General features: G+C 62.2%; 14 protein-coding genes and 1 pseudogene. 6 read left to right on the top strand and 9 right to left on the bottom strand.

The window, feature by feature from the left end:
• Nucleotides 1-228: 228 nt before the first annotated feature.
• A complete protein-coding gene (locus tag PMN64_RS28940) occupies nt 229-1,401 on the top strand; it encodes an OpgC domain-containing protein (RefSeq protein WP_304497240.1) in 1,173 nt (390 codons plus the stop codon).
• Nucleotides 1,402-1,458: 57 nt separating this feature from the next.
• Here the strand turns inward: PMN64_RS28940 and PMN64_RS28935 are convergent, their stop codons facing one another.
• The 3 genes from PMN64_RS28935 to PMN64_RS28925 form a co-directional block, all read right to left on the bottom strand.
• Entirely contained in the window at nt 1,459-2,748 is a 1,290-nt protein-coding gene (locus PMN64_RS28935) for an MFS transporter (protein ID WP_411783115.1), read from the bottom strand.
• Between the two features lie 313 nt (nt 2,749-3,061).
• Nucleotides 3,062-3,622, bottom strand: a complete 561-nt coding sequence (locus PMN64_RS28930) for a hypothetical protein (RefSeq protein ID WP_411783114.1) — start codon at nt 3,620-3,622, stop codon at nt 3,062-3,064.
• 2 nt (nt 3,623-3,624) lie between these two features.
• Nucleotides 3,625-4,992 (bottom strand): hypothetical protein, encoded by a 1,368-nt coding sequence (locus PMN64_RS28925; RefSeq protein WP_411783113.1) that lies wholly within the window; start codon nt 4,990-4,992, stop codon nt 3,625-3,627.
• Between the two features lie 487 nt (nt 4,993-5,479).
• On the opposite strand from PMN64_RS28925, the gene PMN64_RS28920 reads away from it, so the two are divergent.
• Nucleotides 5,480-6,997 (top strand): helicase HerA domain-containing protein, encoded by a 1,518-nt coding sequence (locus tag PMN64_RS28920; protein WP_411783112.1) that lies wholly within the window; start codon nt 5,480-5,482, stop codon nt 6,995-6,997.
• A 165-nt stretch (nt 6,998-7,162) separates the two neighbouring features.
• Here PMN64_RS28920 and PMN64_RS28915 read toward each other — a convergent pair whose 3' ends face one another.
• Complete coding sequence (locus PMN64_RS28915) at nt 7,163-8,032, bottom strand: hypothetical protein (RefSeq protein ID WP_411783111.1); 870 nt, start codon at nt 8,030-8,032, stop codon at nt 7,163-7,165.
• Nucleotides 8,033-8,038: 6 nt separating this feature from the next.
• Between PMN64_RS28915 and PMN64_RS28910 the strand changes: the two genes are divergently transcribed.
• Nucleotides 8,039-8,641: a hypothetical protein gene (locus PMN64_RS28910; protein ID WP_411783110.1), complete on the top strand. Its 603-nt coding sequence runs from the start codon at nt 8,039-8,041 to the stop codon at nt 8,639-8,641.
• A 381-nt stretch (nt 8,642-9,022) separates the two neighbouring features.
• Here PMN64_RS28910 and trpC read toward each other — a convergent pair.
• Nucleotides 9,023-9,871 (bottom strand): annotated as a pseudogene (trpC, locus tag PMN64_RS28905) (indole-3-glycerol phosphate synthase TrpC).
• Between the two features lie 459 nt (nt 9,872-10,330).
• On the opposite strand from trpC, the gene PMN64_RS28900 reads away from it, so the two are divergent.
• The 3 genes from PMN64_RS28900 (at nt 10,331) to PMN64_RS28890 (ending at nt 14,299) form a co-directional block, all read left to right on the top strand.
• Nucleotides 10,331-10,786, top strand: a complete 456-nt coding sequence (locus PMN64_RS28900) for a (2Fe-2S)-binding protein (protein ID WP_028341950.1) — start codon at nt 10,331-10,333, stop codon at nt 10,784-10,786.
• A gap of 4 nt (nt 10,787-10,790) precedes the next feature.
• Nucleotides 10,791-12,995 (top strand): molybdopterin cofactor-binding domain-containing protein, encoded by a 2,205-nt coding sequence (locus PMN64_RS28895; RefSeq protein ID WP_411783109.1) that lies wholly within the window; start codon nt 10,791-10,793, stop codon nt 12,993-12,995.
• A gap of 290 nt (nt 12,996-13,285) precedes the next feature.
• Complete coding sequence (locus PMN64_RS28890) at nt 13,286-14,299, top strand: helix-turn-helix transcriptional regulator (RefSeq protein ID WP_028341948.1); 1,014 nt, start codon at nt 13,286-13,288, stop codon at nt 14,297-14,299.
• Between the two features lie 77 nt (nt 14,300-14,376).
• On the opposite strand, the gene PMN64_RS28885 is transcribed toward PMN64_RS28890, so the two are convergent.
• The 4 genes from PMN64_RS28885 to PMN64_RS28870 form a co-directional block, all read right to left on the bottom strand.
• On the bottom strand, nt 14,377-15,972 hold the full coding sequence (locus PMN64_RS28885) for a GMC family oxidoreductase (RefSeq protein ID WP_411783108.1): 1,596 nt from the start codon (nt 15,970-15,972) through the stop codon (nt 14,377-14,379).
• 361 nt (nt 15,973-16,333) lie between these two features.
• Entirely contained in the window at nt 16,334-16,735 is a 402-nt protein-coding gene (locus PMN64_RS28880; RefSeq protein WP_028341946.1) for a hypothetical protein, read from the bottom strand.
• A 199-nt stretch (nt 16,736-16,934) separates the two neighbouring features.
• Entirely contained in the window at nt 16,935-17,825 is an 891-nt protein-coding gene (locus PMN64_RS28875; protein ID WP_028341945.1) for a LysR family transcriptional regulator, read from the bottom strand.
• Nucleotides 17,826-18,220: 395 nt separating this feature from the next.
• Complete coding sequence (locus PMN64_RS28870; protein ID WP_028341944.1) at nt 18,221-18,856, bottom strand: response regulator transcription factor; 636 nt, start codon at nt 18,854-18,856, stop codon at nt 18,221-18,223.
• Nucleotides 18,857-19,155 lie beyond the last annotated feature (299 nt).

Below are 19,155 nucleotides of genomic sequence, written 5' to 3'. Positions count from 1 at the left end.
AGGCTGGCACACAGTGATGGGTTTCGCTTCGCTCTACCCATCCTACGCACCGTCCGCCGGCGAGCGGTTCGCGGCGCGAGCGATTTGATCCAAATTCATCGCTGTTTGGCCGGCTGTCGAGGTAATCCCTTTCCGGAAACCAATACACAACCGTCGAAATCCTGTTCTAGTATGACGTCGTGGGCGACCCGCGACCGAACATGCGGGCACTGGGATGGGAGCGAACCGATGGACGTCAAGGCTGTTCTGCCGCCCCGTGGCCGCGACTATCGCCTGGATCTGCTGCGCGGTTTCGCCAACTGGGCGATCTATCTCGATCACATTCCGAACAACGCGGTGAACTGGATCACGCAGAAGAATTTCGGCTTCAGCGACGCGGCCGATCTGTTCGTGTTCATCTCCGGCTACACCGCATCCTTCGTCTATGCGCGCATGATGCTCGAGCGCGGCACCGTGATCGGCGCCACCCGCCTGATCAAGCGGGCCTGGCAGATCTATGTCGCGCATGTCCTGCTGTTCGTGATCTACATCGCCGAGATCGGCTATCTCTCCCAGCGCTATCACGACCCCAACCTGCAGAACGAATTCAACGTCGCGGGCTTCATGCACAATCCGGCCGAGACGCTCTATCAGGGCCTGATCCTGGCGTTCAAGCCCGTCAACATGGACGTGCTGCCGCTCTACATTGCGCTGATGCTGTGCTATCCGCTGGTGCTGTGGGCTATGCTGCGCAAGCTCAATCTGACGCTGCTCGCCTCGTTCCTGCTCTATCTCGCGGCGCGGCAATTCGGCTGGAACCTGCCGGCCTATCCGTCCGGCTCATGGTATTTCAATCCATTCTGCTGGCAGTTCCTGTTCGTGTTCGGCGGCTGGTTCGCACTCGGCGGCGCGAGTGAATCAATCACATTCATCCGCTCGCGCGCCTTCCTTTGGCTCGGCGGCGCCTATCTGCTGTTCGCGCTGGTGATGACCTTGGCGGGCCGCTTCCCGGAGCTCGGACAGGCGATGCCGGCCTGGCTCTATGACGCCTTCAATCCGAACGACAAGACCAACCTCGCGCCCTATCGCGTCCTGCACTTCATCGTCCTCGCCTTCTTCGTCACCCGCTTCCTGCCGCGCGAATGGCCCGGATATGAATGGCCGATCTTCCAGCCGATGCTCAAATGCGGCCAGCAGTCGCTCGAAGTGTTCTGCACCGGCGTTTTCCTCGCGGTCATCGCGCATGTGCTGCTGGTCGAGGTCTCCGGCAGCATCTGGATGCAGATCGCAGTCAGCATTGTCGGCATCGTGCTGATGACCGCACTCGCCTACTACCGCTCCTGGTCGAAGAAGGTCGACAAGGCGCCCGCGAAGGCACCCGTAGCTGCGCAGGCGCCAGTGACCGCGAAGCCGGCGGAGTAAGCCACCGCTTGACGCGACGGCGCGCGGCCGAAGCCGCGTAATGCGCAAAGTAGCCTGCTATTTCGCCAGCGGCTTGCCGGCCGTCTCCGGCGCCAGGGCGATCAACGGCAGGCCGACCACATAGATCAGCGACAGCATCGAAATCGCCAGCGGGAAGCTGCCGGTGCGGGCGGCAAGCGCGCCGATCAGGGTCGGGCCGGCGGCGCCGAGCACACGGCCCATGCTGAAGGCGAAGCCGGAGCCCGAGCCACGCAGTGCCGATGGAAACATCTCCGGTAGCCAGATCGTGAACAGGCCGAACACGCCATTGGTGAAGAAGCCGAGCACCGGCAGCAGCACCATGAACAGCGTCAAACTGTCGAGCCATTCGATCGCGACTTCATAGGAGGCCACGACGGAGATCAGCCCGCCGATAAAGAACAGCACCGCGGTGCGCCGACGGCTGGCGAGCCAGGTGGTTAGCCATGGCACAAGGAGGCAGCCTATCAGCGTGCCGACATTGGTGATCAGGCCGGCCACCGCGCCCATCTCCTGCGCATGCGCGGGCGTCGCGCCCGCGGCGACCAGCTTGGTCGAGATCACGGTCGGGGCCCAGAAGTTCGACGACCACAGGCCGAAGATGATGCAGGCCATCATCAGCGCCGCGGCCCAGGTGGTGCGCGCCTGGTCGCCGGCAAACAAGGCCGCGACCGACGGCTGCTCGCGCGCAGCGCTGCGCTCGGGCTCGGGAATGTTGCTGCGCAGATACGCGATCAGGAGCGCGGGCAGAATGCCGAGCAGGAACATGCCGCGCCAGCCGAGCGTGCTGCCGATCGCAAGCGTCACGGCGGCGGCGAGGAACAGCCCGGTCGGCGTCGCCGTGTGCAGCCATCCGGCGAGCCGCACCCGCGTATTCTCCGGCACGGATTCCTGCAGCAGCGGCGTGCCCGCGGCCCATTCGCCGCCGATGCCGAAGCCGGCAACAAAGCGAAACAATGCGAACATCACGATCCCGGTCGCAAGCCCGCACAGCGCCGTGAACAGCGAGTAGACCAGCACCGTCCAGCACATGATCCTGACCCGTCCGTAACGGTCCGCGGCCCAGCCCCAGACCATCGAGCAGGCCCAGCCCAGCATGAAGATCGAGAACAACAGCCCGCCATAGATGCCGATATTGGCCTTGCTCGGCTCGATGCCGCTGGCCGGCAGCAATTCGCTCAGCGCGCCGACTAGGATGTAGGCGTACATCGAGGAATCGAAGCCATCGAGCATCCAGCCGAACCAGGTCGCCCAAAACACTTTTCGCGGCGACACTGCGCCAGGCGCTGCGACCGACGGTGCAACGGCATCAACGATACTCTCAGTCATGTTTCCTCGCACGTTTCTTCTATGCGGCGGACTATGCCGAGGTTTGTGCGACGAGACACCACCGGCAAACGGGACGGAGGTATCCGGCACAAGAATAGCGACGCCGATCACTTCGGCGTCACGCGAGAGCGCGAACGCGTGTTGCCCTAGGACGAACGCGCGGCGGCTGCGCCGTTGCAACCGGCGGACGCGCCGGCGCCTTGCGCAGCTTCGCCACCGAGAGATAGAGAATTCCCGGCGTGGTTCACGACCGTATTTGCCAAGGCGCACGCCACACCGCGCACGAATGTTTCGGCATGTGTCCGGGAACGTCTCACCTTTGATAGATCTTGAGCGTTTCAATCATCTGCTTGAGCTCGGTCACATATTTCTCGGCGTAATCCTTGTGGACCGACAAGGTGACGAGAATGCCGAGCTCGGATGTATTCGTGGCGAGATAGTAGGTGTCGAAATTTGCCAGTTCGGAGCCGTAATGCAGCGCCTCGACCCATTGGTGCGAACCGATCACGTTGCGCTTTACAAACCGGATGTCGGACAGCTTGCCCGTGCCTTCGTCGCCGATCCGTTGCCGCTGCTTCAGATGGTCTTCGTAGGCCTGCAGATTGTCCTGCTCGTTGCGTTCCTTCATGGCAATGATCGCGATTGCCGCACGGGGAGGCTTGCCGGGCGGGGAGCAGACGAACTCAGTGTCGTCCTGTTCGCACCACCAGCCGTGTGCCAACTCCATGTCGAACGCCGCGGCCCGGAAGACGTCTCGCTGCGGCGCGACCAGGATACGCGACGCTGAATATCCGGCGCCACCGAGCACCGTCGCACTCACCACAAACGATGCCAGCATCGCGGTGACAAGGCGCGCGCTGCCGGGGATATCCATCGTCAGCTCCCCTGCTGCTCGATCCAGCGCTTGAGATCGGCCGCGCGCTGCTTGAGACCGGCCCTCGCCTTGGAGCCGGCGACCGCGTCGATGGTGTTGAGGGCCGCCTGTTTGGCATCTGCGGCAGCGGCGGCATTTCCGCGCTTGCGCTCAACCAGGACAAGGTATGCCTGCGCGATCGCCACTTCGTACGCGACAGATGCGTCCGCGGGCTTGCCGTCATCGGATGAGCCGGCACCGACCGCAAGCTTGAACTGCTCAGCCGCGGGATCGAGCCGGTCCAGCGCGGCATATTGCTGACCCGCCAGCCGGAACAGGCGCACCCGCCATCCGACGATCTGATAATCCTCGGTACGACCGTCGGATTTGCGGGCGTCGAGCAAGCGCTTCAACGCATCGGCACCTGCGTCGTAGCTGTCCGCCGCCTCCTGGTGGCGATTTGCGGCGACGTGCAGGTCGCCCGTCTGGCCCAGCGCCTCGGCCTCGAACCGGATGAACTGGGCGCGCCCATCATGCTCCTTGCCGAGCCGCCTGCTGTCATCGAGCAGATCGGCAAATGCGCGGCCGGCGCCGTCCATATCCTTTTGCCGCACCAGATATTCGGCATAGGCTTGCCGGGCCTGCAGGAGCGCCAGCGCCGAGTCGACGCGTGCGCGGCCCTGATGACTGAGCGCCGCGCGCTCGATGGCGTCGCCGAATTCCTTCCGCGCCTCCTTGTCTTCGTGAAGCGCTTCACGGTGGGCGCCGCGCTCGAGCCGACAGGTCACGATCCCGTTGATCGGAGGATCGCTCGCTGTCCCTTGATCCGCCTTGTCGAGCAGATCGCAACCGCGGCCGATGATGAGCCGGCGTGTCCGCAAGGCGTCGGCATCGTCGGCTCTCAGATTGGCCGCCTCCCCAATCATGCTGGAAGCCGCGAACATGCTGTCATCGTTGGCGCGGATGGCCTTGTACTGATTGATCAAGGCCAGCACGCTAAGACTACCAACGGCGACAAGCGTTCCCAGGGTTGCGCCCGCGACCGCGCCCAACTGCGTCTGCTGCCGCCTCTCCTCTTCTTGCCGGAGCCGGGGCATCTCCTCCGGCGGTATGTTGAGCAGGGGCGCGACGATCTTCAGCTTTTCCGCGCTCAGGCGGACCACCCGTGAGAAGCTCAGGAACCACAATGGTCCCGCGCCTCTCAGATCGACGATCTCGATGTTCGGGAAGGCTTCCTTCAAGCCTCCGGGCAGCGGGCCGTCGAAGTCGCCTGCGCCCCTGGCCACGATGACATTGCCGGCCGCAGGACCAGCGGTGAAATCCCTGATCTCGCGCTCGATCCAGTCTTCGGCGCCGCCCGGCCGCCGCATCGCATCCGGCGTCGCCACCACGATCAGGTATCGCGAGGAGAGCAGCGCCGGCTTGATGCTTTGCTGGTAGAAGTCGCTGGTGCCGCGCTCATAGGCCGTGTCGAGATAGACGCGCAGCTTCTTCGCATAGGCGCCGCGCAGCACTGCGGGAAGGCGAAAGCCGACAAGCGTGCGCCTGAGCCACCGTGCAACGGCAATCCCGTCGGAGCGGCGGTAGGAAATGAATGCGTCGTAGTTGAACTCAGACATCGAGTTCGACGGGCCGATTGAATGGGAGCAGATCCGAACCGGGCCGGATCGCGCAGCTGAACAGGAACTTGTTCGAAAAAATCTACATCAGACACTCAAGCTAAACACGTTGTAGTGGCTCAATCAATCTTCATCTCGTCTGGCGAGCATCAGCATTGTCCGCTTCCCGGCCGTGCCTGGGGATGATGGTGCGGTTCGCTCGACGCGGCGCGATCAGCTTGTTAAGCCGCCTCTCCGCAAGGGCAATTTGAGTCGGGACATGACCGTAGCGATCGAGATGGGACAAACGACGGCCGGCGCTTTGGCGGCCATCGACCTCGAGGAGCTATTGGCGACACGCCTCCTGGTGCAGGGCAATTCGGGTTCCGGCAAATCCCATCTGCTGCGACGGCTGCTGGAACAGAGTGCGCCCTGGGTGCAGCAGACCATCATCGATCCCGAAGGTGATTTCGTCACCCTGGCCGAGCGATTCGGCCACCTCGTCATCGACGCCGAGGACCACACCGAGCGCAGCCTGCAGGTCGCCGGCGAGCGCGTGCGCATCCATCGCGTCTCCACGGTGCTCAATCTCGAAGGGCTCGACGCCGAGAACCAGATGCGGCGCGCCGCGGCCTTCCTCGGCGGGCTGTTCGACGTCGCCCGCGACCACTGGTATCCGATGCTGGTGGTGGTGGACGAGGCGCAGCTGTTCGCGCCGGCGGTCGCGGGCGAGGTGTCCGACGAAGCGCGCAAGCTTTCGCTCGGCGCGATGACCAATTTGATGTGCCGCGGCCGCAAGCGTGGGCTTGCCGGGATCATCGCAACCCAGCGGCTGGCGAAGCTCGCCAAGAATGTCGCGGCCGAAGCGTCGAACTTCCTGATGGGCCGCACCTTCCTCGATATCGACATGGCGCGCGCCGCCGACCTGCTCGGCATGGAACGGCGGCAGGCGGAAGCCTTCCGCGACCTCGAGCGCGGGCAATTCATGGCGCTCGGACCTGCGCTGTCCCGCCGTCCGCTGGGCCTGCGCATCGGTCCGACCGACACCCAGCCGCGCAACGCGGCGCCGCGGTTGATGCCGCTGCCTGAAGCGGCACTGGAGGACGCACGCGCGATCATCCTGGCCGCTCCGCCGCCCGAAATAGCGGCCAGGCTTCCGCGCCGGGCGCCGTCGCCGGACCTGCTCAGCCAGTTGATGGCCGCCAAGCAGCCGGCACCTGAGCCAGATCCCGAAGCTGCGGAGCCACCGCCGAGCGCCGAGCAATTGGCCGAGCGGCGTGAGCGGCTGGACCGTATCCTGCGCGCCATCCTCGCCGAGCCCGACGCCGGCTTCCGCGCCATCGGCGTGCTCTATCAGGAGTTCGTGGTCCGCTGCCGGATCGAGGGTCTCGGCGCCGTTGTGCCGGAGCTGACCGATTTCCGCCGGATGCTGACGCGCGCCCGCGCCGGGCTCGGCACCGAGATGGCGGAGGACGACGTCTGGCAGGATGTCTCGCTGCGTGCAGCCCTGCTACCCGAGGACATGCAGGGCGTCTTCATGATGATCGCCCGCGCCGCGAAGGAGGGCTGGCCTTGCCCGAGCGATGCCGCGATCGCTCGCGCCTACGGCACGCATTCGCTGCGCCGCGCCCGGCATCTTCTCACCTACATCGAGGAACAAGGCCTGATCGTCTGCCAGCTCGACGGTGCCGGCCGGCGGATCGTGACCCTGGTCGAGCTCGCCTGGGCCACGGCCGCGGCCGACCCGAATGTGGACGACGTGGCGACGGAGGCGGCTTGCAGCAGCTCGTCGCCGTGATCAGGCGCTGGGCAACCAGGCGTTCGGTGTTGCGCGGCATTCCGGAAGCGCTGCAAGACAAGAAAAGGCCCGCCAGGAGGCGGGCCTTTTCATCTTTGCCGGCTGAGCGATTTTGGTTGCGGAGGGCCCGCAACAGGCCCTCCACAGCCGCCCTATCTCAAGCCCTTACGCATGCTGCGGCTGCGCAAGCTGACTGACTTGCATCGCCGGCGGATCGACAACCGAGGTACCGCCATGGCCGTCGCTCGAGGCCGTGAATGTGGAAGCCATGTAGTTGCCCAGCAGCGCAATACTGGCGGTGACAGTGCCGTCCGTCACCGTGAGCGTTCCGTGCGTGCTGTCACCGCTGAAGGTCGGCGTCTGAACGGTCGCGAAATTGATATTCGCGAAATCGATCGCGTCCGAACCGGTCATCCCGGCGACGGTTCCGGTGAAGCTCGCGGAATTGTCGAGCTTCAGCGTCCCCGTGCCGCCCAGGAACGTAACGGCGGCGTTCGAAGCCCCCGTCAATTCCAGGGTCGTTCCCGCTGCAATGGTGGCGCTGCTGGGGCTCTCTCCCGTTACGTTGAAAGGCTGCCAGACACCCCACGCACTGCCATCATACGCCCGGATCCAGAGTTGGTCGGTGCCGGAGCCGGCCTGATAGGTCGTCTGGGCAAGTTGTGCCGAAGTGACGTCGATCTCCGTATTCGCAGACTGGTTCACTCCGTTGACGTTCCAACGCCCGTTCGTGTTGGAATCCCACAACGCATATTTCGTTATGGTATCGCCGTCCGCGTCCGTCGCGCTGACCAGGCTCGAAGCCGCGAAGACCTGCCCCGAGACCGTCGTTACGTTCGAGACCGCGACTGTTGGCGCCTGGTTCGTTGCGGTGGCCGTGAAGCTCTTCCAGGAACTCCACATGCTGCCGTCATTCGCCCGCACCCAGAGCGTATCCGATGGCGAGCCACCGGGTCCGAAGACGTAGCTCACCTGTGACAGGTTCGCCGCGCTCACATCGATCTCGGTGTTGGCGGCCTGGGCGACGCCATTCACAACCCAATGGCCGTTTCCGCCGGTATCCCAGAAGGCGTACTGGGTGATCGTATCGTTGCCGACACCATCACGAATTATCAGGTGTGGGATTCGACGGTGGATGCGAGCAGCGGGCACTGGGTGGTCGGGGGAGTCGCCCAAGGCACCAATGCTGCCATCAATGTCACGGCAGCTCAGCTCTCGAGCACAAGCTTTCAAAGCGGCTCGGGTTCGGACGATCTCTGGGTGAGGGCTTACGACGGCTTTGCCTGGGGGGCGTGGAAGGAATTTCACGTCACCGCACCGGTTGACAGCGCTCCCGTCGTGACGGCGTCCGACTTCCACGCGACGGCCAATCAGAGCGTGGCCGCATTGAGCCTGTTTTCAGTCACGGATGCCGACGGCGACAGTATGGCACAGTACCAATTCTGGGATTCGACGCCGTCGGCAAGCAGCGGCCACTGGAGCATTGGCGGGACTGCGCAGCCCACCGGCACCGCCATCAACGTCAGCGCGGCTCAAATTGCCAGCACGACATTCCAGGGCGGCACCGTACCTGACGACCTCTGGGTTCGCGCCAGCGATGGCATCAGCTGGAGTGCGTGGCACGAATTCCATTTCATCGTCTAGGGAGCGGCCCCGCGTTGTGGAAACGCCGCGATCTGCGCCCAATCAGTCGACGACACGAGGCCCGATTGTCCTCCAAAACAAAAATGGCCCGCGAAATGCGGGCCATTTTATCGGAACCGGTCGGTCCGGATTTTGGTTGCGGGGACCTGCAACCATCTCAAATTACTCGTTGAAACAATAGCTTGAGGGGCGCTCGGTCCGCCGGAAGGGACAGAACGGAAGCTCGACTTGGCGGAGAGAGTGTCGGTCAATCTCCATTGAAAGATAAGGAGAATTTTGCCTCCCAAAGCTGGAACCTACTATTCGAGGCACGTCAAATAACGCTGGTACTTTCGCGTACCGCGCTAATTCAATTCAACGCTTCGGCTTTGGGCCGCGGGCTCATCGAGAGGATGGCTCGGTTCGCGCGGAGGGTATTTCCGCCGCTGTCGTTGGCTTGTTCCGCTCCAGCAGCGCGCGGGTTGCAGCCGCTACATCGCACTGACGCATCAGGCTCTCGCCGACAAGAAAAGTCGACATGCCGACCCGCTCAAGCCTGGCCAAATCGTCCGACGTGAAAATGCCGCTCTCCCCGACCATCAGCCGCTCCTCCGGGATCAGCGGCGCCAGCGCCTCACTTGTCGCGAGCGTCGTCTCGAACGTACGTAGATTGCGGTTGTTGACGCCGATCATGGGCGAGCGGAGTTTCAGCGCGCGGTCGAGTTCGAACCGGTCGTGGATCTCGATCAAGACATCCATCTGCAGCGAGATCGCCGCGTCCTCGATATCTCGGGCGGCCGCATCGTCGAGCGCGGCCATAATGATCAGGATGCAGTCGGCGCAGTGAGCGCGGGCTTCGACAACCTGATAGGTGTCGAACATGAAGTCCTTGCGCAGCACTGGTAGATTGGTTACGGCGCGCGCCGCGACCATGAAGTCGAGATACCCTTGGAACGACGGCGTATCGGTCAGCACCGAAAGGCACGCCGCGCCTCCGGCCTCATAGGCTTTTGCCAAGGCGGGCGGATCGAAGTCGGCGCGGATGAGGCCCTTCTATGGCGAAGCCTTCTTGATCTCGGCAATCAGCGCATAGTCGCCGGCGCCATGCTTTTCCTTGATCGCACGGAAGAAGCCGCGCGGTGGCGACGCCGCTTTGGCGCAAGCCTCGATGCTCGCGAGAGGACGAGCACGTTTGGAGGCAGCAATCTCCTCGCGCTTATAGCTTTCGATTTTCTTCAAGATGTCCGGCATCATCGACCCGTTCGTGGATTCACTTGTCGCTCAACAGCCTGCATCACATAATCGGAACGATACAAATCAACAAACTTCGACACTTACTCACTTCCTCTTCATCGACGACCCGCGCCGATACGCACACGCGAGCGCGTCCATGACCCGTTTTCGCATGCTCGGCATCCTATCACGTGACCAAGGTTTCCCAGCGCTGATTTCACCTGCACTGCCATGATTCACGAACGGCGCACGGTGCCACCGCGGCAGTATTCCCCGCTGTCATGGAAACCATACATGACAGCTATTAGAAGATTTCGTTCCGCGCTGCGATCAATGGGCGTCGCTATCGCGAGACCCCATCGAGTAGCGCTAGCGCAACCTCAATCCGCCGGACCAGGCCGCATCAGGCGACTGGATCATGTTGGGGACTTCCAATGCGTGGGTGCTCCCCGCTCCCAACGCGCTCGAGAGGCATCCATGGCTTTCACGTTAAAGATCAACGGCACATCACATAAAGTCGATGTCGACGGCGACATCCCGTTGCTGTGGGTGCTGCGCGACGTCCTCGGCATGACCGGTACCAAGTTCGGTTGCGGCCAGGCGCTGTGCGGCGCCTGCACCGTGCATGTCGACGGCCAAGCGGTCCGCTCCTGCCAGACATCGGTTGACAGCGTCGGCGACAGCGCGGTCACCACGATCGAGGCGATCGGCCAGGCGCCGCAAGGCGCGGCCTTGCAGAAGGCGTGGCTCGAGCTGGAGGTGGTTCAGTGCGGCTACTGCCAGTCCGGCCAGATCATGTCGGCGGCGGCCTTGCTGAAAGACACTCCGAAGCCGAGCGACGCGGACATCGATTCAGCGATGTCAGGCAACGTGTGCCGTTGCGGGACCTACCAGCGCATTCGCGCCGCGATCAAGCGCGCAGCGGGAGCTTGAGACCATGGATAGGCAGATTCTGAAGGGCCGAGGCAACGAAACGGCGATGTCGCGGCGCTCCTTTCTCCAAGGCACCGGCTTGCTGCTTGGCTTTGCATTCACCGGAACGAGCCCTGAATCCGTCTTTGCGGCGTCCGCTTCGCAGGTGGTCGAAAACGAGGTCGTGGGTACCTTCGCGCCGAACGGATTCACTCGGATCAATCCAACCGGCGCCGTCAGGCTGATCATGCCGATGGTCGAGATGGGACAGGGCGTTTACACGTCGCTGTCGATGCTTCTCGCTGAGGAACTGGAAGTCAGACTGGACCAGATTCAGGTTCAGCATGCGCCGCCGAATCACGCGCTTTACGTCAACTCGATCATAGGCATTCAGAACACAGGCGGTTCCGCTTCGGTGCGGGCTTTCTGGACGCCGCTGCGTCAAGCAGGGGCAGTCGGTCGCAATCTGCTGATTGCGGCAGCCGCCAAGCGCTGGAATGTCGATCCAGCGACTTGCCGCGCCAAGGGCGGCATCGTGTTCGATAAGTCAGGCTCGAAACATCTGAGCTACGGCGAACTTGCGGATGATGCCGCGAAACTGCCTGTTCCGGCCGCAGCAAGCGTAAAATTGAAGGATCCGAAGGATTTCGCGCTGATCGGCACGCGTGCCAAGCGCGTGGATTCATCGATAAAGGTCGATGGGCGCGCGCTCTACGGCATCGATGTACGGCTGCCTGGTATGACGGTTGCCGCGGTTGCCATCTCGCCTGTGCTCGGCGGCAAGGCGAAAACAGTGAACGAGAAAGCCGCACTGGCGGTGAAGGGCGTCCGGCAGGTGGTCAACATCGATGAGGCTGTCGCCGTGGTGGCGGATCACATGGGTGCGGCGAAGAAGGGACTCGAGGCTGCCTCCATCACGTGGGACGATGGGCCGAACGGCAAGGTCAACAACGCCGACATCGTCAGGCAACTGGAGGAAGAATCAAGCAAGCCGGGCGTGGTAGCCCGCAGCGATGGGGATGCAGGCAAGGCTCTTGCTGCGGCGGCGCAACGGCTCGACGCCATCTATCAGGTGCCTTTCCTGGCTCATGCGGCGATGGAGCCGATGAACTGCACCGTTCATCTGCAGAAGGATCGTTGCGACATCTGGGTCGGGACACAGGCGCCGACCATCACGCAAGCTCTGGTGGTCGAACTCACCGGCTTGCCGAAGGATGCGATCAAAATTCACAATCATCTGATTGGCGGTGGCTTCGGCCGGAGGCTGGAGGCCGATGGCACCGTGCTTGCCGTCAAGATCGCCAAGCACGTCGACGGCCCGGTCAAGGTGATCTGGAGTCGCGAGGAAGACATTCAGCACGACATGTATCGGCCCTACTATCTCGATCGGCTGTCGGCCGGTCTTGACGTCGCCGGCAGGCCGGTTGCCTGGACACACCGGATCGCCGGCTCCTCGATCTTCGCTCGCTATTATCCCCCATATATCAAGGATGGGCTGGACCCTGATGCGGTCGAAGCGGCTGCCGAGCCGCCCTATGCGCTGCCCAACATCCATGTCGACTATGTCCAAGTCGAGCCTCGCGGCGTCAAGACGTCCTGGTGGCGCGGCGTCGGACCGACTCACAACGTGTTTGTGGTCGAAAGCTTCATGGATGAGCTCGCCCATGCCGCAAAGCGGGATCCGGTTGCTTATCGAAAGGAATTGCTTAGCCACAATCCGCGCGCGCTTGCCGTATTGTCGCTTGCCGCAGAGAAAGCCGGCTGGGGATCACCACTTCCTCCGCGGCACGGCCGCGGGATTTCGGTCCAATTCGCGTACGGAAGTTACGTCTCGCAGGTCGCCGAGGTCGAAGTGGCGGCCGATGGCTCTGTCAAAGTCAAGCGGATCATCTGCGCACTTGATTGCGGCATGCACGTCAACCCAGACACGATCGAAGCCCAGATCCAGGGTGGAACACTTTTCGGACTGACCGCCGCACTTCATGGCTCGATCACCTTCAAGGATGGGCGGGTCGAGCAGAGCAACTTCGACAGCTATCTACCGATGCGCATCGACGAGGTACCGGAGGTGGAGACGTATTTGATCAAGAACGCGGAGGCTCCGGGTGGCGTTGGTGAGGCTCCGACGGCCATCGTCAGTGCTGCGGTGACCAATGCGATCTTTGCCGCTACCGGCAAACGTGTTCGCAGCCTGCCGATCGATACGGATTCGCTTAAGTCGTCGTCCTAGTCCTTGCTCGTCATCACCGCGCCGCAGCGTTTCGGCTAGCCCGTAGCTGCGCTCCGCAATGCGGCGTCGAACACCCTCGTTCCGGTCGACTGCCTCGATCTGAAGGTGGTTCAGGTTGGACCTGCAAGAGTTTCACTTCCCTACCAGGACGTTCTGATCATGATTGCTCTATCGATTCCGGGACGACGATCGGTCAACGGCGCGCGCGAGTAGGGCGACACCGTCGCTGGAGAACAGGCTTCAAAGCACGACTGGCGCCATTAGCCAGACAGTAGAGGGCCACTACGGTCATGCACACGAAAGCGGTTCTAGCGCAGGCTGTCGTCGGGCAGAACGCCTTTCCGCCCGCGCGCTCGACTGTCAAATTGTCTGCAACAGACCTCAACAACCTGATGCAGGACCTCGACATCGACGTCATCGCGCTGACCGAGCTTCTGGTGCCCCGCAGCCATCGAGTCGAGATGGGAATGATCGACGCACCCGGGATCCACTACAACTTGAGTGGCGTCGGACACATCTCGATCAACGGCGGACCAAAGATACAGTTGAGCCCTCACTTGCTCATCATCGTGCCGCCAAACACGCCTTTCACGATCGAGGTTGACGGAGACGGCGGGCCACCGAAGCTCATTTCGAGAGACTGCTGGACGCGTCAAGAGGGCATCCTCCGCGTCGCGGTGCCAAACGAGCTCCCCGAAATTGTTCAGATATGCGGATTTTTTAACGCATCGTTCGGCCAGTCCGTGAGGCTGTTCGCAGACCTCCGGGAGCCGGTGATCGAGCAGTTCGAGCCCGCAGACAGGATCGATCTGAAGCTTCGCGAAGCCATGGACGAGCTGTTGCAGCAAGAGGTCGGCGTTGGAGCCATGACCGCGTCCCTGCTCAAGCAGATCATCGTCGCATTGGTGCGACGGTCCCTCAGATCATCCGAGCGCTGGACTGAGCGATTCTCGATACTTGCCGACAGGCAGCTCTCCCGCGCCTTTGCGGAAATGGTGGCGCGGCCTGGAGCCGGCCACTCGGTTCAAAGCTTGGCACACAGTGCGGGATTGAGCCGCTCGGCGTTCATGGCCCGATTCTCTGAAGTCTTTGGACGAACCCCGATGGCGATCCTGCGGGACTTGAGAATGCGCCAGGCTGCGATCGATTTGGCGACGACGACGACGTCGATCGACGTTGTTGCTCAAAATGCGGGGTACGAGAGCCGTTCAAGTTTCGCGCGCGCTTTTCGAAAAGCGTACGATCGAGATCCGAGCGACTATCGGCGGATGGCCAGGCATGACGATGCCCGGAAGGATATCTAGCCATCTCCCGCGCATACCCTCGCGGGCATGGGCGGGAGGCTGGTACCGTCGGGGTCGCCGGCTTTCAACAGAGCTCGCTAGGCCCGCTTGAGATCGTCGACCAGCATCGCCGTGGCGTGGCGCGCAAGCGCCTGGGTCGGAGCGTTGGTATTGCCGCTGGTGATGTTCGGCATGATCGAGGCGTCTATCACCCGCAGGCCCTCGACCCCGCGGACCCTGAGCCTCGCGTCGACCACCGCTTTCTCATCCTGCCCCATCCGGCACGTGCCGACCGGATGCCACATCGTCGTCACGACACGCTTCACCCACTCGCCGATCTCCGCATCCGACTGGACCTGCGAGCCAGGATCCATCTCTTGCTCAATCACCGACGCCAGCGACTCCTGGGCCATTACCTCACGGATCGCGCGCACCGATTGCACCGCGGCCCTCAGATCCTCCTCCTCGCCGACGAAGTTCGGGTTGATGAGGGGCATCGACGTCGGGTCACTATCGGCCAGGCGCACCCAGCCACGGCTCTTGGGCTGAAGCACCACGAGTTCGAAAGTGACGCCCGAGCGGTCGCCGGTCGGGCCGAGTTGCTCGTTCAAGATGATAGGGGCGTGATAACATTGGATCGTGGGGTCGGCGGCGAAGTCCGACGGATTCCAATGGGTAACTGTCTCGATACCGTTGCCCGAGGCCGGGCCATCCTTGGTGATGAGATAGCGCAGGCCGGCCTTGACGGTGCCGAGCCCCTGCGCGGCGGCCTGATAGCCCAGATCGCCCTTCACATAGGCACGAACGGGCACCATCGGGTGATCGTGAAGATTTTCGCCCACTCCCGGAGCATCGACGATCACCGCAATGCCGTGCTGCTGCAGTTGCCTGGCTGGTCCAATACCCGAGTGCATGAGAATCTTCGGGCTATGGACGGCCCCGGCCGACAGCACGACCTCGCCGGCCGTGATCCTCTCGAGACCGTTGCCCTTCATCTCGACACCGACAGCCCGCTCGTTTTCGATAAGAATCCGAACGACGGTCGTGCTGGTGAGGAGAGTGACGCGGCCTGAGACGAGGTGCGGACGCAGATAGGCGTCGACTGCACTGCACCGGCGCTGATTTCCGACCGTCGACTGCACCGGCGAGACACCGATCTGGCTCTCGCCGTTATAATCGGGATTATAGGGAATCCCATACTCCTGGAAGGCCTTGAGGCAATATTGGTTCAGCTCGTTGATGCCCTTCGGCAACTGCACCGCCAGACCACCATTGATGCCGTGATATTCGTCGTGGAAGGTGTCGTTGCGCTCCTGTGCCATGAAGACGGGAAGCAGGTCTTCATACGACCATTTACCGGTGTCGCCGACTGCATCTTGCCACGCGGCGAAGTCGCGTATCTGGCCACGCACATAGCACATCGCGTTGATCGAGGAGCCCCCGCCTAGCACCCTGCCCGAGCGATATGCTCGGCTCTTGCCGTGCTGGGGAACTGTGTCGTATTTCCAGACATGCCGGTCGTGAACCAGTATATTGGCGAAGCCCGCCGGAATGTGGATGAACGGATCGCGATCCATCTCGCCCGCTTCGATCAGCGCGATCGACACATCGGTGTGTTCGGCGAGATAACTCGCGACCACGCAGCCGGCCGCACCCGCGCCGACAATGACGATGTCATATCTCTCTTGGGACATCTGTGTCTTTCTCTTTCGCAACCATTTTTTCGTCCGATCAACGCCTATAATCGGCGCCACGCTATCGCGGCGCTGATCAAGAGATTGAGCGGGCCTTGCCTTTGGAGGGTGATCTTGCAACCTCGGCGAGGGAAATCACCTCTCGCCATGGAGTCGATAGACGGTCGTTATCGTCACCCGCCGTACTCCACGGACGTTAGAGGATCTGGCCGCACCGCTCGAAGGCTTGCACCGCGCAAGCCTTCCACCCATCGACGTTCAAAAGGATGATCCGGTCCATGCCTCTAACGCGCCCATTCGGGACGAACGCCAGCGGACGAAACTTAGCAATGTCTCGCCCTCGATTGCATCATTGGCGCCTTCAACCAGCGGCGCGCCTGCCGAACTCCGAATGCATCGCAACCGGCTTCTCGGGCGCGTTCAGGACTGAGGTCGTGATCAGGACGGCGGCGGCGAGAACCCAGTAGTACCAGGCGTCAAGCCCGGCGAATTCGAAGGCAAACGGAGCAATGACAAACACCACCCCAACGGCCCGATCGACCCAAAGGTGCAACCAGTAGGGAATAATGCGCACGAGCCCGGTCGGATGGTCGGTCAGCGCGGCCAGCAGCAGGGCGGCCGCACCGGCGACAACCGAGAGCCACATCGCGGCCGGCCCGCTCTGGCCGAGCTTCAGGACGAACGGTGCCGCGATCAAGGCGATCGCAACGGGGTAGTCGATCAGGTAGGCGTGGATGGACTTGGTGATGAAGCGGAACGACATCGGAGACTCCTGCTGACTTGATTGCTCGAGCCGATTCTTGCGACGCGGAGAGCGGATGTATCCAAGAGAACGGCTACGCCGTCCCGTGCAACAGTCACTCAGCTCGGTTAGACAACTAGTAAGCAGGGACGCCAATCATTAGAAATGCCGGGTCGTTATCATTTCCATTCCACTCGCCCGGCGCGACGGACCACGATCTTCACGCCGTCCGAACAACGGCCGACCAGTCGCGAAGCCGTGCGACCTTGACGAAAGCGTCCAGCGCCGGCGAGTAGCGGCGCCCCTGCACTGTCAACAGCCGCACCTCCCGCGAGACCAGATCGCCTTCGAGCGGGATCGTCCTGAGCGTCGCGAGACGCGGCATGTGCTCGGGCGCGATGATCACACCGAAGCCAGCGGCAGCCAGATGTTGCACGTGCAAGTCATTGCTTCCGGAGTGCCCAAGATGGAATGGCCCCTCAGGGAAATACGACTGTTGAATCTTCGGGGTGATGTCGCATCCGGCGCGTTCCAGCAAGACGGTCTCACGGAGGTCATCGATGCCGAGCGAGGAATGATTTGCAAGCTCGTGTGTCGGCGCGAGTACCGCGACATAGCGCTCTTCGAACAGTGACCAATCGTCGATGCGGGCAGGCATGTCCTGCACTTCCCCGACCATTGCGGCGCTGATATCCCCCTTGAGCAAGAGGTCGACGAGCTTCTCAGCAGCCTCCTCGCGCAGCTCGACGTGAAGTCCAGGCACGAACTTCGCTGTCTCCGCAATCGGATCGAGGACGAGCGATGCAGAGATCGATGGGGCGAGGCCGATCTTCAGTGGCGCGACCTCCTTGCGTTGGAACTCCTGTGCCCTGCGGCGCACCGCCTCTGCCGAGGCCAGAGTGCGCTCCAGCATTGGAAGGACTGCCTTTCCAAGGTCGGTCAGCTGCGTCAGCCGGCGTTCGCGGTAGATCAACTGGCCGCCGAGTTCCTGCTCCAGCTTCTGTATTCCCTTGGTCAGGGCGGGTTGCGCAACGTTGCACTGCTCGGCAGCGCGGGTGAAGTTGAGCGTGGATGCCACAGCGAGGAAGTAGCGAACTTGATGAAGCTCCACGGTTGATCTCCGTCAAGTTGATGGAACACGATTGCCGATCCCTATCCGGACTAAGAGTGCCGTAATGCACATCAAATCCCGGTTCGGGCTGCGCCGAGCGGCCGATAACTGGGCGCATTGTAAGCTCGCTTAGTTAGAAAGGCGGCTTTCCAACGAGAACCTTGTTGAGCGCAGTCTGGCAGCTTGGGGTACTGCGGTCGATTGCACGCAGGTATTGTGCGGTTCGCTTGTCGCCGCCCGTTTTAAGCGTTCGCTTAGAAGCGATCGCGCGACGTGTCCGTTAGCCGGATGGGCACGTGAGGGAGGGAATCAACGGCGCGGCAAAACGCGGCAGACACAATTTGCGATTAGACGGCTGCGCTCGCACAACAGAGCTGACGACATGCCCCTTGAGGTCAGGAGCTTTGCGGTTGCTGGTGTCTTACCTTGAGAAGGTCCGCCATTCGGCTGAGCTCGGGAAGCGAACGCGCCTTCATCTTTCGCATCAGATTCACGCGATGTACCTTTACCGTGGATTCGGTGATGCCGATATCGTTGGCAACCTGCTTGTTCAGGCGACCGGCCACGACGCCGAGCATGACTTCACGCTCGCGGGAGCTGAGCGTGCCGAAGCGATCCTTGAGCGCGGCCAATGCGCTATCACTCTCGCGACGGGCGCGATCGCGATCGAGGCCGGCTTGAATGGCATCAAGCAAGTCCTGATCACGAAATGGCTTTGTGAGGAACTCGATCGCGCCGCCCTTCATTGCTTGCACGGTCATCGGTACGTCCGCGTGCGCCGTAATGAAGATGATCGGCACCTGCCTGTTTGCGGTGACAAGATCACGTTGAAGCTCAAGACCGCTTCGCCCCGGCATTCTCACATCGAGCACCAGGCAAGTGGGACCGTCCGGCGGATCGGCCTTGAGAAAATCTGAAACAGACGAAAATTGTCGGGCAGATAAGCCGACTGTCCGCAACAGCCGCACGACCGAGTCGCGAAACTCGGGATCGTCATCGATAACCAAGACACTGGGATCTGCCTCACCCATTCTCGGTAATCCTGCGTTGAGGAAGCACATTTTCCCTATTTCCGGCGTCATTCTACGCCCGATCTGTCGCGATGAACAATATCCGTCGCCTAAGCGGATAGCCAAAAGCCTAAGCCATAGCTTAGGAACGGCGGCCTTGCGCTATCGGGGAATGTCCGTGACATTAACTTGCATGCTGCGAGGTGTCGCCGTGCCGGTCGGTGGACGTGCCTGGAACCCGCAATGTTGAACCGTACAGTGATATCTATCGTCGACGACGACCAGCCCTATCGTGAGTCGATGCGGAAGCTCATAATGTT

Origin of the sequence: Bradyrhizobium sp. UFLA01-814, assembly GCF_046718885.1 — a bacterium.
Taxonomy (GTDB): Bacteria; Pseudomonadota; Alphaproteobacteria; order Rhizobiales; family Xanthobacteraceae; genus Bradyrhizobium; species Bradyrhizobium elkanii.
This window is presented reverse-complemented; position numbering and strand designations above follow the sequence as displayed.